Origin of the sequence: Paracoccus methylarcula (assembly GCF_003007735.2) — a bacterium.
GTDB classification, from domain to species: Bacteria; Pseudomonadota; Alphaproteobacteria; order Rhodobacterales; family Rhodobacteraceae; genus Paracoccus; species Paracoccus methylarcula.
Genome location: NZ_PXNQ02000004.1, coordinates 30,114 through 52,822, shown reverse-complemented (window position 1 = coordinate 52,822; position 22,709 = coordinate 30,114). Strand labels below are relative to the sequence as shown.

Below are 22,709 nucleotides of genomic sequence, written 5' to 3'. Positions count from 1 at the left end.
CCCCTGGTTCCGGTAGGGATGGCGCGTCGGGCGCCATCCCGGATCGTCATACCTGCCTGCGGCAGTTTACTTGACCGTCGTCCAGCTTTGCTGGATGGCATCAGCCACTTCCTGCGCCGATTTGCCGCCGACGAAATCGACCATGCCGGTCCAGAACGCCCCGGCACCGATCGAGCCGGGCATCAGGTCGGATCCGTCAAAGCGGAAGGTCGTCGCATCAAGCAGGATCTGTCCCATCCTCTTCAGGGTCTCGTCGCCATAGGCATCCGTGTTGACGCCGGTATGCGGGGTCAGGAATCCCTTCTGCGCCATCCAGATCTCATGCACGGCGGGAACCTGCAGGAAGTCTATGAAGGCCATCGCCGCCTGATTGTCGGAAAAGACCGAGAACAGCGTGCCGCCGCCAAGCACCGGCTGCCCGAGACCGCCATCGGCAGGTGCCGGGAAATAGAAGAAATCCGCATCCAGTCCGATCTCGGTCCCTTCCGGGAAGAAGGAGGGGATGAAGCTGGCCTGGCGATGCATGTAGCAATCGGGCGGAGATTCAAAGAGACCCTTGGGGCTATCCCGGAAATCGGTCGATGCGACAGAACCCGCGCCACCGGCAACGAAATCGTCGTTCTTGGCGAACCAGCCGAAATCCTCGATGGCCGCGATGACCTTGGGATCGTTGAAAGGCATCTCGTTGGTCGTCCAGGCGTCGTAATCCTCGGGACTGTTGATGCGCAGCATCAGGTCCTCGACCCAGTCCGTCGCGGGCCAGCCCGTTGCACCGCCGGAACCAAGCCCGATGCACCATGGCGTCTCGCCATCCTCGGCGATCTGCTCGGTCAGCGCCTTGAGATCCTCGTAGGTTTCGGGCACCTCGTAGCCCGCATCCTCGAAATTCTCGGGCACATACCAGACCAGCGATTTCACATCGGCCTTGAAGGGGAATGCATAGAACGCGTCGCTGCCATCCGCGCCGGCATAGGTTCCCAGGTCAGCCCAGCTATCGCCCGCCGCGTAATTATCGCGCACCCATTGCGCCATTTCATCGCCCAAGGGCTTGAGATGCCCTTTCTTGGCCAGATCGGCGGCCAATCCCGGTTGCGGCAATACCGCGATATCAGGAGGCGATCCCGCTTCGCTGTCGATCACGATCTGCTGCTCGAAGCTGTCGGAACCGGAATAATTCGCCTTGGCCCCGGTCGCCTCTTCGAAATAGGGCAGCAGCGAGGTGAACAGTTCCTGGTCGGCACCAAGCCAGGGACCGAGGATATTGAACTCCTGTCCTTCCAGCCCGCTATGGGATGCCTTGAAATCCTCGAGACTCTGCCAGTTGATACGGTCGTCGCTGCCGGGTTCGATGACCATCTGGGCCGGCGCCATTCCGGCAGACAGGGCCGCAGCCGCGACTGTCAGATAGAAAACGGTTCTCATTCTTTCCTCCCATGCATTCGCTTCGGATCGTTTCTCGCCCAAATGTTAACGCTAGCAATTGCCAAACCATGCGGTTTTGTCAAATAAAACTCACTCCCACTCCAATTCCTTGTAGGCAGCCGTCGCGTCGCGGGCTGCTGTCTGGGGAAAAGAGTTCCACGCATCCTGCTTGTCTTGCAAGGCTTTTGTTATCCGCGGCACCGCGTCTGACATTGGCACCCCCGCCGCAATCGCATCCCGCGTGGCATCTCTCAGCGCGGTCAGGAACTCGGCCTGCGGCCCTATCGCCTCGGTCCATGAATCCGTCACTGGCCCATGCCCCGGAACGATCAGGCGCGGCACGGGTCGGGGCGGGACCTCAAGCCATTGCAGCCAGCCGATCAGCGAGCCGTCGATCACCGGGGCGAGTTCCCGAAATACCAGATCACCCGTGAACAGGGTCGCCGTCTCCGGGTCGAAAACCGTCAGGTCATTGTCGGTATGGGCGGTGCCCTCCGCCCGCAATGAAAGGCTGCGTCCGCCAAGATCGATCCGGTCACGGTCCTCGACAACCCGGTCCGGCAAGGTGATCCCGGTGCCGATGACCTCTTCGGGCGGGTAGAGCCGGGCAACGCTGTCCAGATAGCCTTGCGCCCGGACATCCAGTGCCATGGGCATTGCGGCATGACCCAGAATTTCCGCCCCTGCCTCCTTGAAGACCGAGCTTCCCAGGACATGGTCGGGATGCATATGGGTCAGGATGACATGACTGACCGGCAGATCGGTCAATCGCCGAATCGCCGCATGAAGCTCTTGTCCCTGCGCACGCGACACGCCGGTATCGATCACCGCAACCGATGCCTCGCCAATCACCACGCCCAGATTGGCGATCCTGCCATCGGCTGATTCCTCCATCTGGACGGGATCGCCGATATAGACATGGATACCGGGTGCCACCTGTTGCAAAGGCAGCGCGGGCAATTCCTCGGTCGAACGGCATTCGGCCCCGGCTCCGGTCAGCCCGGAACGATCCTTTAACCAGAGGTCGATGATTCGCTCTGCCCGGGCCTCGCATTCCGCCCGCGTGCCGGCCTCGGCTTCCGGCAGGAGTATCGGCGCACAATCTTCGGGCGATCCGGCAATGCAAGCAGTCAAAATGAGATGAAACATTGCCGAATATTCCCGCGCAGAGCCGAAAAGAAACCGAAACCAGTAATATCAGACCTTCGTCTTGTTGACCCATGCTGCCTCTCATCTACCATGAGGTCCAGTCGCGAATGCCGCGACCCCGGCTTTTGGAGGAGAGAAGCAACATGGCATGGACCAAACCCACCCTGAAGGAAATCGCCTGCGGCATGGAAATCAACATGTATGCCCCGGCAGAGGATGAGCCCGTCCTGTTCTGACCCCTTGGAAACAGGCAGGAAACGGCCCTGTCCGATCTGTCGGGCAGGGCCGCTTCGTCTGAAACCTTCATGAAGATCATCATTCTGGGCGCAGCGGCGGGTGGCGGGTTGCCGCAATGGAATTGCGGCTGCGACAATTGCGATGCCGCGCGGGCGGGCCGAATCCCCGCCCTGACGCAAAGCTCGGTCGCGGTCAGCGCGAATGGGCAGGACTGGGCGATCCTGAACGCATCGCCCGATATCCGCATGCAACTGGCGGCCACGCCTGCCCTTCACCCGACCGGACCGCGCCGGATGCCGCTGCGTTCGGTGCTGGTGACGAATGGCGATATCGATCACGTGGCCGGTCTGTTGACCTTGCGCGAAAGCCAGCCATTCGATCTGTTCGCCACCTCCGCAATCCACGAGGCGCTTGCCGCCAACCCGATGCTGTCGGCCCTGCGCACCGACCTGGTGCCACGCCGGACCGTATCGCTGGGTCAGACGGTCGAGCTTGCCCCCGGCCTGACCGCGACGCTTTTCGCCGTTCCCGGCAAAGTGCCGCTCTACCAGGAGGGCGAGGTGGTCGAGACCGGACTGGTCGGCGAAACCACGGTCGGGGTCGAATTGCAGGCCGGGGGCCGCCGGGCGCTCTATATCCCCGGATGCGCCACTATCCCCGAATGGCTGAAAATCCGTATCAGCGGCGCCGACCTGTTGATGTTCGATGGCACGCTTTGGGCGGATGACGAGATGATCCGCATGGGACTTGGCCAGAAGACTGGCCGCCGCATGGGCCATATGCCGGTTTCGGAAACCATGACCGGACTGGCGGACACGCCCATCGCGCGCCGGATTTTCGTGCATATGAACAATTCCAACCCGCTGAGCGATCCCTCAAGCCCGCAGACGGCACAGGCCGAGGCTCGGGGATGGCAGATCGGCCGCGACGGCATGGAGATCACGCTGTGAAGGACATCCCCGCCCAGCCCCAATCCCGCGAGGATTTCGAGGCCCGCCTGCGCGCCATCGGCGCCGAGCGCTACCATGACCGGCATCCCTTCCATGCCCGGCTGCATGGCGGCGACTGCACGCCGGACGAGGTCCGCGCATGGGTCATCAATCGCTGGATGTACCAGTCCCGCATCCCGATGAAGGACGCCGCCTTCATGTCGCGGGTGGAAGATCCCGCCCTGCGCCGCCGCTGGCGCAAGCGGATCGAGGATCACGATGGCAACGTGGACGAGGGCGGCGGCATCCGCCGCTGGCTGGCGCTGGCCCGCGCCGTGGGGCTGGATCCTGATTTCGTCGCCTCTGGCCGGGGCATCATGCCCGCCACCCGTTTCGCGGTGGAAGCATATCTCCGCTTCGTCCGCGACATGCCTCTGCTGGACGCCGTCGCCGCCAGCCTGACCGAACTTTTCGCCCCGCAAATCCATGCGCAACGGATCGAGGGGCTGCTGGCCCATTACGACTTCGCCGACGACACCAGCCTCGCCTATTTCAGGAAACGCCTGACCGAGGCGCCCGAGGATGTGGCCTTCGGCCTCGATTACGTGCTGACCCATGCCGACACGCTGGAAAAGCAGAACGCCGCCGCAGCCGCGCTGATCTTCAAGACCAACGTGCTCTGGGCTCAGCTTGACGCGCTGTGGCATGGCTATGTCGAGGGCAATATCCCACCCGGCGCATGGCGGCCCGGAGAAGGAATGCTGTGATGGACCCGCTGATCGCCCCCGAGGATATCCCCTATCTGCCCCGCGGTGTGCGGCTGGAGGATGACCGGGTGCGGGGTATCCGCGTATTGCAGGCTCCCGAACGCGCCATGCAGCTTGACGCCATCGGCGATGCGATCCTGTCGGAACTTGACGGAGAGCGCAGCATGGCAGCCATCGCAAGCGATCTTGCCACCCGATACCAGGCCCCGGAGGATCAGATCACCGGCGATATCCGCGATTTCCTGACCGGCCTGATCGAGCGGCGGATGGTTTTCGTGAAATCGCCTCCCAAGGAAACATAAGTCATCAATGGACTCCATGCCGCGCATCTCTTCTTCTTCATTTAAGTATCCCACGGGGGTCCGGGGGTGTGAAACCCCCGGTTGCAGGTTCCAATCACACCCGAAGGACTCGTCATGAAGGATCTCCCCGCCCAGCCCCGCGATCTCGACGGCAACCCGGTCGCTCCCGGCCTGCCCATGGCGATGCTGGCCGAGATCACCCATCGCTGCCCGCTCTCCTGCCCCTATTGCTCGAACCCGGTCGAACTGACCCGTGCGCAGGCCGAACTGCCCGCCGAGGACTGGGCGCGGGTCTTCCGCGAAGCTGCCGATCTGGGCGTGTTGCAGGTGCATATCTCGGGCGGCGAGCCGGGTGCCCGGCGCGACCTGGCGCAGATCGCGGAATCGGCGCGCGCGGCGGGGCTTTATGTCAACCTGATCACCTCGGGCATCGGTATCACCCGTCAACGGCTGGAGGAACTGGACAGCAAGGGAGTCGATCATGTCCAGCTATCGCTGCAGGGCATCCGCCCCGACATGGCCGACCGGATCAGCGGCCATCCGGGGTCCTGGGACAAGAAGATGGGATTCGCCGGATGGGTCACAGAGATCGGCTTTCCCCTGACCATCAACGCCGTCGTCCATCGCCAGAACATGGAACGCCTGCCCGACATGATCGAGCTTGCCGAAACCCTTGGCGCAAGGCGGATCGAGGTGGCGACCGTGCAGTTCCACGGTTGGGCCGACCTGAACCGCAAGGCATTGATGCCGACCCGCGAACAGGCAGCCTTCGCGCGGCAGGTGGTGAACGATGCCCGCATCCGGCTGCGCGGGCGGATGGTCATCGATTACGTTCCCGCCGATCATCACGCGGTCTATCCCAAGGCCTGCATGGGCGGTTGGGGCTCGACCGGGCTGAATGTCGCGCCCGATGGCTCGGTCCTGCCCTGCCACGCCGCCGGTTCCATCGGCTGGATGCGGTTCGAGAATGTCCGCGACCGCTCCCTGTCCGACATCTGGCACCTCTCGGAGGCCTTCAACGCCTTTCGCGGCACCGGATGGATGACTGAACCCTGCCGCAGTTGTGAGCGGAAAAACATGGATTTTGGCGGCTGCCGGTGTCAAGCTATGGCCATCGCGGGCGATGCGCGGGCGACCGATCCGGTCTGCTCGAAATCGCCGCTGCATGCGCAGGTCGTCGCCCGGGCCGAGGAGGATGCGGGCGCTGATACGGCAGAACTGATCTACCGGCGCATGAAGAAGGGAGGATGACAATGAAGGCATGGCTTACGGCTGCGGCGCTTCTGATGACCTCGCCCGTTCTGGCGCAGGAGAACCCGCTGCAGCCTTCGGAAACATGGAACGACCTGCGTGAATCGGTCCTGGGCCTGACCGAGGAACCGCCGATCGATGCTGGCATCCTCGATGTCGATGCCCCGATGCGCGCCAATGACGCGGCCATCGTTCCGATCCGGCTGACGCAAGCGGCAGGTGCCCCGGCACTGACCGACCTGACCCTGATGATCGACGAGAACCCGGCCCCCGTGGCCGCCGAATACAGCTTCGGCGAGGCGTTGATGCCGCTTGATTTCGAGGTCCGTGTCCGTGTCGATGCCTATACCGACCTGCGCGCCATCGGCAGCCGTGTGGATGGCGGCAAGATCATGGCCGGACGCTTCGTCAAGGCTTCGGGCGGCTGCTCGGCTCCGGCGGGCAAGGACATGGCGGCGGTGAAAGAGACCATGGGCGAGATGCGCTGGAAAACCGCACAGGACGGGGATCGCAGCATCGGCACGCTGATGATCCGCCATCCGATGTTTTCCGGGCTGCAACGCGATCAGGTGACGCTGATGAATATTCCCGCCCATTTCATCGACAGGCTGGAGGTGCGGCAGGGCGATGAATTGCTGTTCTCGATGCAGGCGGGAATCTCGGTCAGCGAGGATCCGGTGTTCCGTTTCGCCTATAGGCCCAACGGCAAGCCGATCAGCGTCCATGCCGAGGATACCGAAGGCAATATCTGGGACCGGACCTTCGACGCGGCGGGCTGACGCATCTCCGGCAATTCATGGTTGTCTTCACGACACAGGCTCTGGTTCCTTCTTCATAATGGGCGCTACGGTTCGGATGCGAATATCCACGCCGGACAAGGAGCCGAATGTGCCAGATCTGAAAACAATCTTGCAAAACTGTCGCAAGGATTGACCAGCACCCGCTGCCTCATTGGGAGCAAGACCATCGGGGTTGAACAGATCGCTGATAATCTCGGTCCGGCAATGTCGCGGGACAGGATTTCGTCATCCGAGTAACAGGCCGACCCCGAGCCCCACTGCCAACGCCACACCCGCAGCCACCGCATAGCCCCGGCGGTGGCCATTCTTCCTGGGCTGGGGCTTCGCATGCGCATTTTCCCACAGCATCCGGTCAACGAGCTTCGGCAGCAACGGGCCATAGCGTCCCAATGTCTGCGCCACCTGCATCGCGTCCTTCGCCATCGCCCGTGGCCCGAGGCTTGCCTTGATGTAATCCGAGACGACGGGCTTGGCCGCCTCCCACATGTTCAGTTGCGGATCCAGCGAACGCGCGACGCCTTCGACAACCACCATGGTCCGCTGCAAGAGGATCAGCTCGGTCCGTGTGGGCATGCCGAAGCGCTCGGTGACCTCGAACAGATAGGCCAGCAGGTTGGCCATGGAGATCTGGCTGGCATCGGCGCCGAAGATCGGTTCCCCCACCGCGCGCAGGGCACGGGCAAAGGCCGCCTCGTCACGGTCGCGGGGAACGTAGCCCGCCTCGAAATGCACCCGCGCCACGCGGCGGTAGTCGCGATGGATGAAGCCCATCAGGATCTCGGCATAGACGCGGCGGGTATATTCGTCGATCTCGCCCATGATCCCGAAATCATAGGCGACAATGTCCCCGTCCGGCGCGACCTTGAGATTGCCGTGATGCATGTCTGCATGGAAAAAGCCGTCGCGCAGCGCGTGTTGCAGGAAAAGCTGGATCACCCGCCGGGCGACACGGGTGATGTCGTGGCCCGCCGCGATCAGCGCTTCGCGGTCGCCCATCGGAATGCCCTCTGCCCAGTCCGAGGTCAGCACCCGCCGTGATGAAAGGTGCCAATGCGGCAGCGGGATGGCGAAGTCCTTGTCCTCGCGGGTATTCTCGGCGAATTCCGAGGCGGAGGCGGCTTCAAGCCTCAGGTCGAGTTCACCGGTAACCACCGACTCGAAATGGCTGATAACATCGCGGGGCCGCAGGCGGCGGCTGAAGGGGGCGATACCCTCGATCATTCCGGCGGCGAAATGGAACGCATCGATATCGCGGCGAAAGGCACCCACGATGCCGGGACGCAGCACCTTGACGGCAACCTCTTGCCCGGTCTCGCGCAGCCTTGCCCGGTGGACCTGCGCGATGGAAGCCGCCGCAACGGGTTCCGAGAATTCCGAGAACAGCTCATCGACAGGCCGGCCCAGCTCGGCCGCGACCATCTGCTTGGCGGTCTCGGTCGGAAAGGGCGGCAGCCGGTCCTGCAGCATCCGCAACTGATCGGCCAGTTCAGTGCCGACGACATCGGCGCGGGTCGAGAGGATCTGTCCGAACTTGATATAGGCGGGGCCGAGCGCCGTGATCGCGCGCGTCACAGGCGGCAGATCGGGATTGCCCTTGTAACCCATCCAGCGGAACGGCCAGCCCAGCACCCGCGCCGCCAGGCGCAGCCGGGCCGGGGCCTCGATCGCGTCAAGCGCCACGCCCATTGCGCCGGTCCGCTCGAATGTCGCGCCGGTGCGGATCAGGCGCAGGATGTTATGCGGACCGCGCATTAAAGCTTCCAGCCGGAATGCAGCGCGGCGACGCCCAACGACAGGTTGCGCCATTGAACACGGCCGAATCCGGCCTGGCGGATCATTTCGCCGAACGCCTCCTGATCCGGAAAGCGGCGGATCGATTCGACCAGGTATTGATAGCTGTCGCGGTCGCCGGTCACCGCCTGCCCCATCGCCGGGATCACGTTGAAGCTGTAGCGGTCATAGGCCCATTGCATCATCGGCACCGGGATCCGGCTGAACTCCAGCACCATCAGCCGTCCGCCGGGACGCAGCACGCGGAACGCCTCGGCCAGCGCGTCGGGAATGCGGGTGACGTTGCGGATGCCGAAGCTGATCGTGTAGCGGTCGAAGCTGTCATCCGCGAAAGGCAGCCGCATCGCATCACCGGTCACCCATGCCAACCGGCTGGCCAGCTTGGCGGCCTCGCCGCGCTTGCGCCCCTCGACCAGCATGGATTCGGTCATGTCACAGACAGTGGCGCGCGCACCCGGCGCCCGGTCGAGGAAACGGAAGGCGATGTCACCAGTGCCCCCGGCCACGTCCAGCAGATGCTGGCCGTTGCGCGGTGCGAGCCAATCCATCATCGCATTCTTCCAGACACGGTGGACGCCCGCGCTCATCAGGTCGTTCATCAGGTCATAGCGCGAGGCCACGCTGGAGAACACGCCATGGACCAGCCCGGCCTTGTCGTCCTCGTCCACGGTTCGGAAACCGAAATGGGTCTGTTTCTTTTCGCTCATCGCGCTTGCCGTCCGCTGTCCTTCGCGCCAGATACGTCAGGCGCGCCGCGCGCACAATGACCGGGATGCGCCCAAGGCGCAATGCAGCGAAAGGAACGCCATGCCGGAACTGCCGGAAGTCGAGACGGTCAGGCGCGGCTTGCAGCCGCATCTGGAGGGCCAGCGCATTGCCCGTGCCGAGGCGCGCCGTCCCGATTTGCGCTGGCCCCTGCCGCCCGACCTGGTGCAGGTGTTGACCGGCGCGACGGTGACGGCTTTGCGCAGGCGGTCGAAATACCTGCTGGCCGACCTGGACCGGGGCGGCACGCTGCTGATGCATCTGGGCATGTCGGGGCGGCTTCTGGTCGAGGGCGCGGGGCTGGCCGGGTTCCATCGCGATCCGTCCATCCTGCCGCGTCATGATCATGTCGTGATCGTGACCGGGTCGGGCACGACGATCACCTTCAACGATGCCCGCCGCTTCGGCATGATCGACCTGATCCGCGAAGGCGAGGCCCATCCGCTATTGGCTCATCTAGGACCGGAGCCGTTCGACCCGGGTTTCGATACGGGCTATCTGGCGGCGGCTTTCGCCGGGCGGCGCGCGCCGGTCAAGCAGGCGCTGCTGGACCAGCGGATCGTCGCGGGCCTCGGCAATATCTATGTCAGCGAGGCGCTGCACCGGGCCGGCATCGATCCGCGCCGGGCTGCGGGCCGCATCGGCAAGGAACGGATTGCGGCGCTGACCGGGCATATCCGCGATGTGCTGAGGGATGCCATCGCGGCAGGAGGCTCGTCGTTGCGCGATCACCGGCAGGCGAGTGGGGAGCTGGGATATTTCCAGCACAGCTTTCGCGTCTATGACCGCGAGGGCGCATCCTGTCAGACCGATGGCTGTGCCGGTCATATCAGGCGGATCGTGCAATCGGGCCGGTCGAGCTTTTTCTGCCCATGTTGTCAACGCTAACACTCGGCGCCTCGGACCACGGAAAGGCGGAAATGACGACAATTCTGCGAATTTCGGGGCCAATAAGCACCGACTCCCCGCTTGCAGCCTCATTTTCCCCACCTATATACAGCCGCGAAGCCACGGATTCGTTCCGGGCGTGAATCAATCATAGGGATCGGGCCGCGGGGGCCATAACGGACCCAAGCTCATCATATCGCCGCAAGAAAGGTTAGAGATACATGTCCAAAGTCATCGGGATTGACCTCGGTACCACGAATAGCTGCGTCGCCATCATGGATGGCAGCCAGCCGAAGGTGATCGAGAACAGCGAAGGCGCACGCACCACCCCCTCGATCGTCGGCTTCACCGACGGAGAGCGTCTGGTCGGCCAATCCGCCAAGCGTCAGGCCGTGACCAACCCCACCAACACCGTTTTCGCCGTCAAGCGCCTGATCGGCCGCCGCATCGGCGACGAGGCCGTCGAGAAGGACAAGAAACTGGTCCCCTATTCCATCGTGGATGGCGGCAATGGCGATGCCTGGGTCGAGGTGAAGGGCGAGAATTATTCCCCCGCGCAAGTCAGCGCGATGATCCTTCAGAAGATGAAGGAAACCGCCGAAAGCTACCTGGGCGAAGAGGTCACGCAGGCGGTCATCACAGTTCCGGCCTATTTCAACGACGCCCAACGTCAGGCCACCAAGGACGCCGGCAAGATCGCCGGTCTCGAAGTGCTGCGCATCATCAACGAGCCGACGGCGGCGGCGCTGGCCTATGGCCTCGACAAGAAGGAAACGAAGACCATCGCGGTTTACGACCTTGGCGGCGGCACCTTCGACATCACCATCCTGGAAATCGACGACGGCTTGTTCGAAGTGAAATCGACCAACGGGGACACGTTCCTCGGCGGCGAGGATTTCGACATGCGGATCGTGAATTACCTCGCCGATGAGTTCAAGAAAGAACATGGCGTCGATCTGACCAAGGACAAGATGGCGCTCCAGCGCCTGAAAGAGGCGGCCGAGAAGGCCAAGATCGAACTGTCCTCCTCCAGCCAGACCGAGATCAACCAGCCGTTCATCTCGATGGACAAGGATTCCGGCACGCCTCTGCACATGGTCATGAAACTGACCCGCGCCAAGCTGGAAAGCCTTGTGGGCGACCTCATCAAACGGACCATGAAGCCGGTCCAGGAAGCGTTGAAAGATGCGGGCGTTTCCAAATCCGATATCGACGAGGTGGTTCTGGTCGGTGGCATGACCCGCATGCCCAAGGTGTTCCAGGAAGTCACCGATTTCTTCGGGAAAGAGCCGCATAAGGGCGTGAACCCCGACGAGGTCGTGGCACTGGGCGCCGCGATCCAGGCCGGCGTGCTGCAGGGCGATGTCAAGGACGTGGTGCTGCTGGACGTGACCCCTCTGTCCCTGGGGATCGAAACCCTGGGCGGCGTGTTCACCCGGCTGATCGACCGCAACACCACCATCCCGACCAAGAAGAGCCAGATCTTCTCGACCGCCGAGGACAACCAGAACGCGGTGACGATCCGGGTATTCCAGGGCGAGCGCGAGATGGCCGCCGACAACAAGCTGCTTGGCCAGTTCAATCTCGAGGACATCCCGCCCGCGCCGCGCGGCATGCCGCAGATCGAGGTGACCTTCGACATCGACGCCAACGGCATCGTGTCGGTCAGCGCCAAGGACAAGGGCACCGGCAAGGAGCAGAACATCACCATCCAGGCCTCGGGCGGCTTGTCCGACGAGGATATCGAGCGGATGGTGAAGGATGCCGAGGCCAATGCCGAGGCCGACAAGGACCGCCGCGAACTGGTCGAGGCGAAGAACCAGGCCGAAAGCCTGATCCACTCGACCCGCAAATCGCTGGAAGAGCATGGCGACAAGGTGGACGAATCGACCGTCGAGGCGATCGAACTGGCCATCGGCGCGCTGGAGGAATCGGTCAAGTCGGACGACGCCGGCAAGATCAAGTCCGGCATCCAGAATGTCATGGACGCGTCGATGAAGCTGGGCGAAGCCATCTACAAGGCTCAGCAGGACGATAGCGACAGCGCCGGTGGCAGCAGCGAGGACGAACCCCGCGCCGCCGACGAGGACATCGTGGACGCCGATTTCGAGGATCTCGGCGAAGACAAGAAACGCGGCTGATCCGGGCCGTATCCCTGGACCGGCCCGCGTCTCAATGCGGGCCGGATTTCGTTCCGGGGATCAGTAAACAGGACATAACATGGCCAAGCGTTGCTATTACGATGTTCTCGGGGTCAAGCGCGGGGCCTCGACAGACGAGATCAAGAAGGCCTATCGCTCGAAGGCGAAGGAACTTCACCCTGACCGCAACAAGGACGATCCCGGCGCCGAGTCTCAGTTCAAGGAGGTGAACGAGGCCTATGACTGCCTGAAGGACGAGCAGAAGAAGGCGGCATACGACCGGTTCGGCCACCAGGCCTTCGAGAATGGCGGCATGGGCGGCGGCGGTTTTGGCGGTCGCGGCGGCGCGCATCCGGGCGATTTCGGCTCGGCCTTCGCCGATGTGTTCGACGATCTTTTCGGCGACATGATGGGCCGGCGCGGCGGCGCGGGCGGTGGACGTTCGCGCGCTCAGCGCGGTCAGGACTTGCGCTACAACCTGGGCGTATCGCTCGAGGATGCCTATACCGGCCTGCAAAAGACCATCAGCGTCAGCAGTTCGGTCGCCTGCGGAGAATGCAACGGGACCGGCGCCGAGGGCGCGACCCAGCCCGCAACCTGTCCGACCTGTTCAGGCATGGGGCGGGTTCGGGCGCAGCAGGGCTTTTTCACCGTCGAACGCACCTGCCCCACCTGCGGCGGCCAGGGCCAGATCGTCAAGAACCCCTGCAAATCCTGTCATGGAGCGGGCCGGGTCGAAAAGGATCGCACCCTGTCGGTCAACATCCCGGCGGGCGTGGAAACCGGCACCCGTATCCGCCTTGCGGGCGAAGGCGAGGCCGGGATGCGGGGCGGTCCCGCGGGCGATCTCTATATCTTCATCGAGGTGAAGGAACACGAGATCTTCCTGCGCGACGGCAAGACATTGGCCTGCCAGGTGCCGGTCAGCATGGCGACCGCTGCGCTTGGCGGAGAGGTCGAGGTTCCGACCATCGATGGCGGCCGGTCCCGCGTGAAGGTGCCGGCCGGCAGCCAGACGGGTCGGCAGATGCGCCTGCGCGGCAAGGGCATGCCTCCGCTCCGCCACGGTCCGGGCGCGAATGGCGAGGCGGGCGACATGCTGATCGAGCTGACGGTCGAAACCCCGGTGAACCTGAACAGCCGTCAAAAGGAACTGCTGCGCCAATTCGAGGCCGAAAAAGTTGACAACAGCCCTCAATCGACAAATTTTTTCAACAAGGTCAAAGGGTTCTGGGACGACATGACTCGCTGATACGGGGGCGGCCATACGCCCCCGTTTAGGGCTTTTTTCATTCCATCCCCGCATGATCCGGGCATGGACACGAATCATCCGCCTGAACAGAAACCACTGCCCCTGTTCGACCCGGCAGTTCTGGATCATCGCGCCGCCAATTCCACCAGATCGGCGGCGCGGGGACGCAAATCCACCCCCTCTTATCTTGCCGATCACCGGGCCCGGCTGCGCGAACGTTTCCTGCAAGGCGGCGCTGCGGCGATGCCGGACTATGAATTGTTGGAACTGGTCCTGTTCCGGGCGATTCCACGACAGGACGTCAAGCCACTGACCCGCCGCCTGATCGAGCATTTCGGGGATTTCAACCGCGTTCTCTCTGCGGCCCCGTCGCGGCTGACCGAGGTCGAAGGGGTCGGCAATGCCGTCGTCACCGAGTTGAAACTGGTCGAGGCCGCCGCACAGCGCATGGCCCGCGCCAAGGTCCTGCTCCGACCGATTCTGTCGGGTTGGCAGGCATTGCTGGATTATTGCCACACCAGCATGTCCCATCGCGAGATCGAACAGCTTCGCGTGCTGTATCTCGACCGCAAGAACATCCTGATCGCCGATGAGGAACAGGCGCGCGGCACCGTCGATCACGTTCCGGTCTACCCGCGCGAGATCATCCGCCGGGCGCTGGAACTCAACGCCTCCGCACTCATCCTGGTCCACAACCATCCATCCGGCGATCCGACCCCATCCGATGCGGATATCGCCATGACGGCGCAGATCGCACGAGCTGCGGACAGTATGGGAATCACCATCCACGATCACCTGATCATCGGCAAATCGCGCGAACTCAGCTTTCGGTCGGAAGGCCTGCTTTAAAAGCCCGCAGCCTTACCCCGCGACAAAACAGCGCAGCCGCTTTCGATCGCACGCGACATTTTTTCAACATAGACGGGCCACAAGGCTTTTCGGTTTTGGCTTACCCGCTGGACTGACGGGGATTTGAACGCTAGAACCGCCTACGCGAAGGTTGCGATGAAACGCGGCCCGGAATGACATATCGGCCGACCAATTGGCCCGAACTGGAGAATGACCCGTGTCCCACGCAGATGACCACGTAGGCACCCGGAGGGATTTCCTCTATTATGCCACGGCGGGTGCAGGCACGGTGGCCGCCGGAGCCGCCGCCTGGACGCTTGTGAACCAGATGAACCCCTCGGCCGATGTTCAGGCCCTGTCCTCGATCCAGGTCGATGTCAGCGGCGTCGATGTCGGCACCCAGCTTACCGTGAAATGGCTGGGCAAGCCCGTGTTCATCCGCCGCCGGACCCCCGAAGAGATCGAGGCCGGACGCGCCGTCGATCTGGGCGATCTGATCGACCAGAGCGCCGAGAACCAGAACAAGCCGGACGAGCCCGCGACCGACGAAAACCGCTCGCTGGACGAAAGCGGCGAATGGCTGGTGATGATCGGCGTCTGCACCCATCTGGGCTGCGTCCCGATCGGTGACGGAGCGGGCGATTTCGGCGGCTGGTTCTGCCCCTGCCACGGGTCGCATTACGACACCGCAGGGCGCATCCGCAAAGGTCCCGCGCCGCAGAACCTGCATATCCCGGTCGCCGAATTCGTCGACGAAACCACCATCAAGCTGGGCTGAGGAGGGCACCACATGGCCGGTATTCCGCACGACCATTACGAGCCCAAATCGGGCTTTGAGCGCTGGCTCCACCGCCGTTTGCCGGTGGTCAGCATTCTCTATGACACGCTGATGATCCCCACGCCGAAGAACCTGAACTGGTGGTGGATCTGGGGCATCGTCCTGGCCTTCTGCCTGGGACTGCAGATCGTCACCGGCATCGTCCTGGTGATGCATTACACGCCGCATGTCGACCTGGCCTTTGCCAGCGTCGAGCATATCATGCGCAACGTGAATGGCGGCTACATGCTGCGTTATCTGCATGCCAACGGCGCCTCGCTGTTCTTCTTCGCCGTCTATATCCACATCTTCCGCGGTCTCTATTACGGCAGCTACAAGGCCCCGCGCGAGGTGACCTGGATCATCGGCATGCTGATCTACCTGGCGATGATGGCCACCGCCTTCATGGGCTACGTGCTGCCCTGGGGCCAGATGTCCTTCTGGGGTGCGACCGTGATCACCGGCCTGTTCGGCGCGATCCCGGGCATCGGCGAGCCGATCCAGACCTGGCTGCTGGGCGGACCGGCGGTGGATAACGCGACGCTGAACCGCTTCTTCTCGCTGCACTACCTGCTGCCCTTCATCATCGCGGCGCTGGTCGTCGTCCATATCTGGGCCTTCCACACCACCGGCAACAACAACCCGACGGGTGTCGAAGTGCGCCGGACCTCGAAGGAAGAGGCCGAAAAGGACACATTGCCATTCTGGCCCTATTTCGTGATGAAGGACCTGTTCGCGCTTGGCGTGATCCTGGTGGTGTTCTTTGCCATTGTCGGCTTCATGCCCAACTACCTGGGCCACCCCGACAACTATATCGAGGCAAACGCGCTGGCCACGCCCGAGCATATCGTGCCGGAATGGTATTTCCTGCCCTTCTACGCGATCCTGCGCGCCTTCACCGCCGATGTCTGGCTGGTGCAACTGGTCAACTTCCTGTCCTTTGGCATCATCGACGCCAAGTTCTTCGGCGTGCTGGCGATGTTCGGCGCGATCCTGGTCATGGCGCTGGTGCCCTGGCTGGATACCAGCCGCGTCCGCTCGGGCCGCTATCGTCCGCTGTTCAAGTGGTGGTTCTGGCTGCTGGCCGCTGATTTCGTGATCCTGACCTGGGTCGGCGCGCAGCCTCCCGAGGGGATTTATCCCTATATCGCTCTGGCCGGCGCGGCCTACTGGTTCGCCTATTTCCTGGTGATCCTCCCGCTGCTCGGCGTGATCGAAAAGCCCGATGCGATGCCCACGACCATCGAAGAGGATTTCAACGATCATTACGGCGCCAAAGCGCATCCGGCCGAGTAAGGAGAGCCATCAATGACCCTGAGAACCAAGACGCTCACGGCTGTTGCGGCCCTGACCATCTTCGCGACCGGCTATTCGCTGGCGCAAGAGGCCGATACAACCGAACAGCCCACCGAGGCGCAGCAACCCGCTTCGGAAAACGGCTCCACCGCTGAAGAACCGGCGGCAGAGAATGCCACTGCAGATGAACCTGCGGCGGAAGAACCTGCCGCAGGGGAAGAAGCGACCGAAGAACCCGCAGCAGATGCCGGGGAAGCGGAGGCTACGGCCGAAGAACCGGAGGCCGAGGACGCCACTGCGGATGAGCCCGCAGCGGAAGAACCTGCCGCAGAGGGAAGAAGCGGCAGAAGAACCCGCAGCAGATGCCGGGGAAGCGGAAGCTGCCGCCGAAGAACCGGCGGCTGAAGACGCCACTGCGGATGAGCCCGCAGCGGAAGAAGGCGAGAGTGCCGAACATGCCGCAGAGGGCGCCGATGAGGGTCATGCCGAGGCCGAAGGCGGCGGACATGGCGGCGGTCATATCGAGGATATCGATTTCAGCTTCGAGGGACCGTTCGGCAAATATGACCAGTTCCAGCTTCAGCGTGGTCTTCAGGTTTATACCGAGGTCTGCTCTGCTTGCCACGGCATGAAATTCGTCCCGATCCGCACCCTGCATGACGAAGGCGGCCCCGGCCTGCCCGAGGATCAGGTCCGTGCCTATGCCGCCAACATGACCATCATCGACAAGGAAACCGGCGAAGAGCGTCCGCGCCTGCCGACCGACCATTTCCCCGCCGTCACTGGCGACGGTATGGGGCCGGACCTGTCCCTGATGGCCAAGGCCCGGGCGGGTTTCCACGGTCCCTATGGCACCGGCATCAGCCAGTTTTTCAACGGGATCGGCGGTCCGGAATATATCCACGCCATCCTGACCGGCTATACCGGCGAGGAAATCGAGCAAGCGGGAACGGTTCTCTATGAAAATACCGCCTTCTCGACCGGCAGTATCGGCATGCCGCCGCCGCTCTCGGAAGATCTGGTCACCTATGAGGACGGCACCCCGGCCACGGTCGATCAGATGGCCACCGACGTGGCTGCCTTCCTGATGTGGACAGCCGAACCCAAGCTGATGGACCGCAAGCAGGTCGGCCTCGTCTCGGTCCTGTTCCTGATCGTGCTGACTGCGCTGCTATACCTGACCAACAAGCGGCTCTGGGCACCGCATAAGGGCAAGAAGCTGGATACCTGATCCAGCCATCCCCAAGACGCACCGGACGCGCCCCCTTGCGGGGCGCGTTTTTCATTACTGGACAAGGCGGGGCAGCCCCGGTCACATACAAGCGCAAGGAGAGAAGCTGATGGCGATCTGGAATCTGGGTTCGATCAATATCGATCATGTCTACCGGATGGAGCACCTGCCGCTTCCCGGCGAAACGCTTGCCGCCAGCAGCTACTCGGTCGGATTGGGCGGAAAAGGTGCGAACCAATCCATCGCGGCCGCCTTGGCCGGGGCGGTGACGCGGCATCTTGGCGCGATGGGCGAGGGCGACGAATGGGTGATCCAGAGGCTCCAAGCCGCAGGCGTCGATACCGGGAGTATCCAGCGGCTGCCGGACAATGTGACCGGCCATGCCCTCATCCTGCTGGATTCGACGGCCGAGAATTCAATCATCATCAATCCGGGCGCGAATCGCGCATTGCAGGCCGCGATGCTGGAGAAGGCATTGCGGCACATTACCCGCGAAGACACGCTGCTGATCCAGAACGAAACCAATTGCCAGGTCGAGGCCGCACGGATCGCCCGCGCCGCCGGTGCGAGGGTGATCTATTCGGCGGCCCCGTTCGATCTCGACGCGCTGCGCGAGGTCATGGCCCATGTCTCCATCCTTGCGATGAATGCGGGCGAGGCAGAGCAGCTCTTTGCCGCCATGGCCGGAGAACTGCCGGTCGAGGCCCTGCTGATCACCCGTGGCGCCGAGGGGGCCGAATATCGCGACCTGAAAACCGGGCAGGTCCATCGCCACCCGGCATTCCCCGTTGATCCGATCGATACGACCGGCGCAGGGGACACGTTCGCGGGTTATTTCGCCGCAGCGCTTGACCGAGGCAATGCGGTTCCCGAGGCGCTTCGCCTCGCCTCGGCTGCAGCGGCATTGAAAGTGACCCGGGCGGGGGCCGGCGACGCCATCCCCTCGCGCGACGAAGTGCGGGTTTTCCTGTCGGATCAGCCGGACGCATGATCCCGACCAGCACCCCCCGATATATTTGAACAAGCGGCAAGCACGGGATAGAAGCGGTCAGCCGATCTCGCCCCGGTTCCCGCCCGTTTGCGCCCGATCCATGAGCAGATGATCCAGGATGACGCAGGCCGCCATCGCCTCGGCCACCGGCACGGCGCGGATACCCACGCAGGGATCGTGGCGGCCCTTGGTGATCAGTTCGATCTCTTCGCCGCGCTGGTTGATCGTGCGGCGGGGCGTGGTGATGGAACTGGTGGGCTTGACCGAGAAACGCAGCACGATGTCCTGCCCGCTCGATATCCCGCCAAGGATCCCGCCGGCATGGTTCGACAGGAAAAGCGGACCGTCATTGCCCATCCGGATCTCGTCGCATTGTCGGTGCCGGTCAGGCTGGCCGCGCCCATCCCCTCGCCGATCTCGACGCCTTTCACCGCGTTGATCGACATCATCGCAGCAGCCAGATCTGTGTCCAGCTTGGCATAGACCGGCGCGCCAAGGCCGGGCGGACAACCTTCGATCAGCACTTCGACCGCAGCGCCGACGCTGTTCTGATCCTTGCGCACCCCGTCAAGGTAATCCGACCATGCCGTCACTGCGGCGGCATCGGGCAGGAAGAACGGGTTATCGGGAATCGCGCTTGGGTCGAAATTGTCGCGGTTCAGCCGCATCTCGCCCATCTGCACCATGTAACCGGTGATCTTCAGCCCCGGCAGCAGATGCGCCAGCACCGCCTGCGCCACGCCCCCGGCTGCAACCCGCGCTGCCGTTTCCCGCGCGCTGGAACGTCCGCCGCCGCGATAATCCCGCAACCCGTATTTCATGTGATAGGTGATATCGGCATGACCGGGGCGGAAACTGCTGGCGATTTCCCCGTAATCCTTTGACCTTTGGTCTGTATTTTCGATCATCAGCTGGATCGGGGTGCCGGTCGTGCGCCCCTCGAACACGCCAGAGAGGATGCGAACCTGATCGGCCTCCTGCGCTGCGTGGTGTGTTTCGAGGTGCCGGGACGCCGGCGATCCAGGAATTTCTGGATGAAATCCTCGTCCAGGGGAACACCCGGAGGCACGCCATCCACCGTCGCACCAAGCGCCGGGCCATGGCTTTCGCCCCAGGTGGTGAACCGGAATTCACGGCCGAATGTGTTGTAGCTCATGGCAAATCTCCGGTCAGGGCCTTGAGTTCATAGATCAGGTCCAGCGCATCGCGTGGTGACAGGCTGTCGGGATGCACATCCTTCAGCCGCCCGTCCAGCGGCGATTCCCTGACCTTAACAGATACCGGAGCCGGAGGCGCGGCACGGAACAATGGCAGATCGTCGATCAGTGCGGCCGGACGTGCCGCGCCTTCGCGTTCACCCGATTCCAGCGCGTCCAGCACCTCGCGCGCGCGTTCCACGACACTCGCGGGCAATCCGGCCAGACGCGCCACCTGCACACCATAGCTGCGATCGGCGGCACCCTTGCGAACCTCGTGCAGGAAGATCACGTCTCCCTCCCATTCACGGACCGCGACGGTCGCGTTCTCGACCCCGTCCAGCTTCGCGGTCAGGGCGGTCATCTCGTGATAATGGGTGGCAAACAGCGCGCGGCAACGGTTCACCTCGTGCAGATGCTCCATCACCGCCCATGCGATGGACAGCCCGTCCCATGTCGCCGTCCCGCGCCCGATTTCGTCAAGGATGACAAGCGCATGATCATCAGCCTGGTTCAGGATCGCCGCCGTCTCGACCATCTCGACCATGAAGGTCGAACGTCCCCGCGCCAGATCGTCAGCGGCGCCCACACGGCTGAACAATTGGCTGACCATGCCGATATGGGTCTGCCGGGCGGGCACGAAGCTGCCTGCCTGCGCCAGCACCGCGATCAACGCGTTCTGCCGCAGGAAGGTCGATTTCCCGGCCATGTTCGGCCCGGTCAGCAGCCAGATCGCCGGGGTCTCGCCCGCCGTCAATTCGCAGTCATTGGCGACAAAGCTTTCAGATTGCCGCTTCAGCGCCCTTTCGACCACCGGATGCCGCCCGCCCTCGACCACGAAGGCGCGGCTGTCATCGACGCGGGGACGGGTCCAACCCTCGCCCGCCGCGATATCGGCGAATGCACCGGCAAGATCAATCTCGGCCAGCGCGCGGGCGGCCTGTCCGATCTGCGCCGCCCGGTCCAGCACGGCAGAGCGCAGGCGGGCGAAAATCTCGCGCTCGATCTCCAGCGCGCGGTCGCGGGCGTTGAGGATGCGGGTTTCCAGTTCCGACAGCTCGACGGTGGTAAAGCGGATCTGGTTCGCAGTGGTCTGGCGGTGGATGAAGGTCTCCGACAAGGGCGGTTTCATCATCTTCTCGGCATGGGTCGCCGTGGTTTCGATGAAATAGCCCAGCACGTTGTTATGCTTGATCTTCAGGCTTTGAACCCCGGCCTTCGCGGCATAATCGGCCTGCATCGAGGCGATCACGCCGCGCCCTTCGTCGCGCAGCTTGCGGGTCTGGTCCAGATCCTCGTCGTAACCGGGCGCGACAAAGCCGCCATCGCGGGCCAGCAGGGGCGGTTCGGCCACCAGCGCATCGTCCAGGAGGTCGATCAACTCGTCATGGCCGGTCAAGTCGCGGGCGGTATCGCGCAGCACCGCTGCTGCATCTTCTGGCAAACGCCCGGCAATCGCCGCCCCTTGCGTGAGCCCGGCCCGGATCGCGGCCAGATCGCGCGGCCCGCCCCGTTCCAGCGCCAGCCGCGACAGCGCCCGGTCCATATCGGGCACCCGCGCCAGGGCCTCGCGCAGATCGGCGGAAAGGCGGGCATCATCGACAAGCTGCGCCACCGCATCCTGCCGCGCATGGATCAACGCCAAATCGCGGGACGGAGCGCTGATACGTCGCTCCAGCAAACGCCCTCCGGCAGCAGTCACGGTGCGATCGATGGCGGCCAGAAGCGACCCCTCGCGCCCTCCTGACAGCGCCTGCGTCAGTTCAAGATTCCGCCTTGTCGCGGCGTCGATCTGCATCGCCCCGCCCGCCCGTTCCCGGACCGGAGGCCGCAGCAGCGGCAGCTTGCCCTTCTGCGTCATCTCAAGGTAATCGACGATCGCACCCATGGCCGACAGTTCGGCGCGGGTGAAATTGCCGAACCCGTCCAGCGTTTCCACCCCGTAGAGCGCGCAAAGCCGCCTTGCGCCAGCGGTGCTGTCGAAGGCGCCCGCATGCAGATCGGTCAGCGCTGCCCCCGCCTCGATGGCCAGTTCCTCCAGCCCGGCCCCGTCGGCCGCCAGCAATTCACGCGGCGCCAGCCGCGCGAGTTCCGGCGCAAGCCGTGGCAGGGGACATTCCATCACCTGGAACGCGCCGGTCGAGATATCGACCCATGCCAGGGCCGCCTCTTCGCGAACCTGCGTGAAGGCCGCGAGGAAATTGTGCCTCCGGGCTTCCAGCAACGATTCCTCGGTCAGCGTGCCCGGCGTGACCAGCCGCACGACATCCCGCGCAACAACCGATTTGCTGCCACGCTTCTTGGCCTCTGCCGGGTCCTCCATCTGCTCGGCGATGGCAACGCGAAAGCCCTTGCGGATCAGCGTCAGCAGATAGCTTTCGGCGGCATGGACCGGCACGCCGCACATCGGGATTGGCTCTCCCTGATGGGTGCCGCGCTTGGTCAGGGCAATGTCGAGCGCGGCGGCAGCCTGCACGGCATCCTCGAAGAACATCTCGTAGAAATCGCCCATGCGATAGAACAGGAGCGCGCCCGGATTCGCATCTCGGATCGCCAGGTATTGGGCCATCATCGGGGTGGGCTGATCGCTCATGCCGGTCCTTCTCTTCCCTCGTGGCGATGTTTCTAGTCCTCT

20 protein-coding genes and 1 pseudogene are annotated in these 22,709 nt (G+C 63.6%); 15 read left to right on the top strand and 6 right to left on the bottom strand.

The genetic code is table 11. The features are described from left to right. Positions 1-66: 66 nt before the first annotated feature. Both A7A09_RS07650 and A7A09_RS07645 read right to left on the bottom strand, forming a co-directional pair. Entirely contained in the window at positions 67-1,422 is a 1,356-nt protein-coding gene (locus tag A7A09_RS07650) for an ABC transporter substrate-binding protein (protein ID WP_106690848.1), read from the bottom strand. 90 nt (positions 1,423-1,512) lie between these two features. After that, positions 1,513-2,571 carry a quinoprotein relay system zinc metallohydrolase 2 gene (locus A7A09_RS07645; RefSeq protein ID WP_106690847.1) on the bottom strand — a complete coding sequence of 353 codons (1,059 nt, stop codon included), beginning with the start codon at positions 2,569-2,571 and terminating at the stop codon, positions 1,513-1,515. A 143-nt stretch (positions 2,572-2,714) separates the two neighbouring features. Here A7A09_RS07645 and pqqA point away from each other — a divergent pair, with 143 nt between their 5' ends. From pqqA to A7A09_RS07615, 6 genes are all read left to right on the top strand, one after another. Then, positions 2,715-2,807 (top strand): pyrroloquinoline quinone precursor peptide PqqA, encoded by a 93-nt coding sequence (gene pqqA / locus A7A09_RS07640; protein ID WP_076522366.1) that lies wholly within the window; start codon positions 2,715-2,717, stop codon positions 2,805-2,807. 69 nt (positions 2,808-2,876) lie between these two features. Continuing rightward, positions 2,877-3,758: a pyrroloquinoline quinone biosynthesis protein PqqB gene (gene pqqB, locus A7A09_RS07635; protein ID WP_106690846.1), complete on the top strand. Its 882-nt coding sequence runs from the start codon at positions 2,877-2,879 to the stop codon at positions 3,756-3,758. After that, positions 3,755-4,504: a pyrroloquinoline-quinone synthase PqqC gene (pqqC, locus tag A7A09_RS07630; protein WP_245999214.1), complete on the top strand. Its 750-nt coding sequence runs from the start codon at positions 3,755-3,757 to the stop codon at positions 4,502-4,504. Before pqqB ends, pqqC begins: the two co-directional genes overlap by 4 nt. Continuing rightward, complete coding sequence (gene pqqD, locus A7A09_RS07625) at positions 4,504-4,806, top strand: pyrroloquinoline quinone biosynthesis peptide chaperone PqqD (RefSeq protein WP_106690844.1); 303 nt, start codon at positions 4,504-4,506, stop codon at positions 4,804-4,806. The genes pqqC and pqqD overlap by 1 nt, the downstream gene beginning before the upstream one ends. Positions 4,807-4,920: 114 nt before the next feature. Next, positions 4,921-6,057 (top strand): pyrroloquinoline quinone biosynthesis protein PqqE, encoded by a 1,137-nt coding sequence (pqqE, locus tag A7A09_RS07620; protein WP_106690843.1) that lies wholly within the window; start codon positions 4,921-4,923, stop codon positions 6,055-6,057. Positions 6,058-6,059: 2 nt separating this feature from the next. Continuing rightward, the gene (locus A7A09_RS07615; protein ID WP_106690842.1) at positions 6,060-6,836 is read left to right on the top strand and encodes a quinoprotein dehydrogenase-associated SoxYZ-like carrier; all 777 of its coding nucleotides are present in this window, start codon (positions 6,060-6,062) and stop codon (positions 6,834-6,836) included. Between the two features lie 246 nt (positions 6,837-7,082). On the opposite strand, the gene ubiB is transcribed toward A7A09_RS07615, so the two are convergent. After that, positions 7,083-8,609: a 2-polyprenylphenol 6-hydroxylase gene (gene ubiB, locus A7A09_RS07610; RefSeq protein WP_106690841.1), complete on the bottom strand. Its 1,527-nt coding sequence runs from the start codon at positions 8,607-8,609 to the stop codon at positions 7,083-7,085. After that, positions 8,609-9,355, bottom strand: coding sequence for a bifunctional demethylmenaquinone methyltransferase/2-methoxy-6-polyprenyl-1,4-benzoquinol methylase UbiE (gene ubiE / locus A7A09_RS07605; protein WP_106690840.1), 747 nt, complete (start codon positions 9,353-9,355; stop codon positions 8,609-8,611). The genes ubiB and ubiE overlap by 1 nt, the downstream gene beginning before the upstream one ends. Positions 9,356-9,455: 100 nt before the next feature. Here ubiE and mutM point away from each other — a divergent pair, with 100 nt between their 5' ends. From mutM to A7A09_RS07560, 9 genes are all read left to right on the top strand, one after another. Beyond that, complete coding sequence (gene mutM, locus A7A09_RS07600; protein ID WP_106690839.1) at positions 9,456-10,301, top strand: bifunctional DNA-formamidopyrimidine glycosylase/DNA-(apurinic or apyrimidinic site) lyase; 846 nt, start codon at positions 9,456-9,458, stop codon at positions 10,299-10,301. A 221-nt stretch (positions 10,302-10,522) separates the two neighbouring features. After that, positions 10,523-12,442 carry a molecular chaperone DnaK gene (dnaK, locus tag A7A09_RS07595; protein ID WP_106690838.1) on the top strand — a complete coding sequence of 640 codons (1,920 nt, stop codon included), beginning with the start codon at positions 10,523-10,525 and terminating at the stop codon, positions 12,440-12,442. Positions 12,443-12,521: 79 nt separating this feature from the next. Then, positions 12,522-13,694 carry a molecular chaperone DnaJ gene (dnaJ, locus tag A7A09_RS07590; RefSeq protein ID WP_106690837.1) on the top strand — a complete coding sequence of 391 codons (1,173 nt, stop codon included), beginning with the start codon at positions 12,522-12,524 and terminating at the stop codon, positions 13,692-13,694. Between the two features lie 63 nt (positions 13,695-13,757). Next, entirely contained in the window at positions 13,758-14,543 is a 786-nt protein-coding gene (gene radC, locus A7A09_RS07585; RefSeq protein ID WP_106690836.1) for a RadC family protein, read from the top strand. Between the two features lie 217 nt (positions 14,544-14,760). After that, positions 14,761-15,321 carry a ubiquinol-cytochrome c reductase iron-sulfur subunit gene (gene petA, locus A7A09_RS07580; RefSeq protein WP_106690835.1) on the top strand — a complete coding sequence of 187 codons (561 nt, stop codon included), beginning with the start codon at positions 14,761-14,763 and terminating at the stop codon, positions 15,319-15,321. Positions 15,322-15,333: 12 nt separating this feature from the next. Continuing rightward, complete coding sequence (gene petB, locus A7A09_RS07575) at positions 15,334-16,656, top strand: cytochrome b (RefSeq protein ID WP_106690834.1); 1,323 nt, start codon at positions 15,334-15,336, stop codon at positions 16,654-16,656. A gap of 12 nt (positions 16,657-16,668) precedes the next feature. Continuing rightward, the gene (locus tag A7A09_RS20765; RefSeq protein WP_170167045.1) at positions 16,669-17,061 is read left to right on the top strand and encodes a hypothetical protein; all 393 of its coding nucleotides are present in this window, start codon (positions 16,669-16,671) and stop codon (positions 17,059-17,061) included. Beyond that, complete coding sequence (locus A7A09_RS07565) at positions 16,958-17,887, top strand: cytochrome c1 (protein ID WP_106690833.1); 930 nt, start codon at positions 16,958-16,960, stop codon at positions 17,885-17,887. The genes A7A09_RS20765 and A7A09_RS07565 overlap by 104 nt, the downstream gene beginning before the upstream one ends. 109 nt (positions 17,888-17,996) lie before the next feature. After that, positions 17,997-18,878, top strand: a complete 882-nt coding sequence (locus A7A09_RS07560) for a ribokinase (protein ID WP_106690832.1) — start codon at positions 17,997-17,999, stop codon at positions 18,876-18,878. A gap of 57 nt (positions 18,879-18,935) precedes the next feature. Here the strand turns inward: A7A09_RS07560 and aroC are convergent. Beyond that, a pseudogene (gene aroC, locus A7A09_RS07555) lies at positions 18,936-20,034 on the bottom strand (chorismate synthase). Then, on the bottom strand, positions 20,031-22,667 hold the full coding sequence (mutS, locus tag A7A09_RS07550) for a DNA mismatch repair protein MutS (protein ID WP_106690831.1): 2,637 nt from the start codon (positions 22,665-22,667) through the stop codon (positions 20,031-20,033). Before mutS ends, aroC begins: the two are co-directional and overlap by 4 nt. Positions 22,668-22,709 lie beyond the last annotated feature (42 nt).

Bases quoted from the DNA above. Each gene is read 5' to 3' on its own strand.
- A7A09_RS20765 (WP_170167045.1), top strand. From the start codon at position 16,669: ATGACCCTGAGAACCAAGACGCTCACGGCTGTTGCGGCCCTGACCATC.
- A7A09_RS07565 (WP_106690833.1), top strand. From the start codon at position 16,958: ATGAGCCCGCAGCGGAAGAACCTGCCGCAGAGGGAAGAAGCGGCAGAA.
- pqqE (WP_106690843.1), top strand. From the start codon at position 4,921: ATGAAGGATCTCCCCGCCCAGCCCCGCGATCTCGACGGCAACCCGGTC.
- pqqB (WP_106690846.1), top strand. From the start codon at position 2,877: ATGAAGATCATCATTCTGGGCGCAGCGGCGGGTGGCGGGTTGCCGCAA.
- A7A09_RS07650 (WP_106690848.1), bottom strand. From the start codon at position 1,422: ATGAGAACCGTTTTCTATCTGACAGTCGCGGCTGCGGCCCTGTCTGCC.
- mutS (WP_106690831.1), bottom strand. From the start codon at position 22,667: ATGAGCGATCAGCCCACCCCGATGATGGCCCAATACCTGGCGATCCGA.
- A7A09_RS07645 (WP_106690847.1), bottom strand. From the start codon at position 2,571: ATGTTTCATCTCATTTTGACTGCTTGCATTGCCGGATCGCCCGAAGAT.
- A7A09_RS07615 (WP_106690842.1), top strand. From the start codon at position 6,060: ATGAAGGCATGGCTTACGGCTGCGGCGCTTCTGATGACCTCGCCCGTT.
- petB (WP_106690834.1), top strand. From the start codon at position 15,334: ATGGCCGGTATTCCGCACGACCATTACGAGCCCAAATCGGGCTTTGAG.
- dnaJ (WP_106690837.1), top strand. From the start codon at position 12,522: ATGGCCAAGCGTTGCTATTACGATGTTCTCGGGGTCAAGCGCGGGGCC.
- pqqD (WP_106690844.1), top strand. From the start codon at position 4,504: ATGGACCCGCTGATCGCCCCCGAGGATATCCCCTATCTGCCCCGCGGT.
- ubiE (WP_106690840.1), bottom strand. From the start codon at position 9,355: ATGAGCGAAAAGAAACAGACCCATTTCGGTTTCCGAACCGTGGACGAG.
- ubiB (WP_106690841.1), bottom strand. From the start codon at position 8,609: ATGCGCGGTCCGCATAACATCCTGCGCCTGATCCGCACCGGCGCGACA.
- mutM (WP_106690839.1), top strand. From the start codon at position 9,456: ATGCCGGAACTGCCGGAAGTCGAGACGGTCAGGCGCGGCTTGCAGCCG.
- radC (WP_106690836.1), top strand. From the start codon at position 13,758: ATGGACACGAATCATCCGCCTGAACAGAAACCACTGCCCCTGTTCGAC.
- A7A09_RS07560 (WP_106690832.1), top strand. From the start codon at position 17,997: ATGGCGATCTGGAATCTGGGTTCGATCAATATCGATCATGTCTACCGG.
- dnaK (WP_106690838.1), top strand. From the start codon at position 10,523: ATGTCCAAAGTCATCGGGATTGACCTCGGTACCACGAATAGCTGCGTC.
- pqqA (WP_076522366.1), top strand. From the start codon at position 2,715: ATGGCATGGACCAAACCCACCCTGAAGGAAATCGCCTGCGGCATGGAA.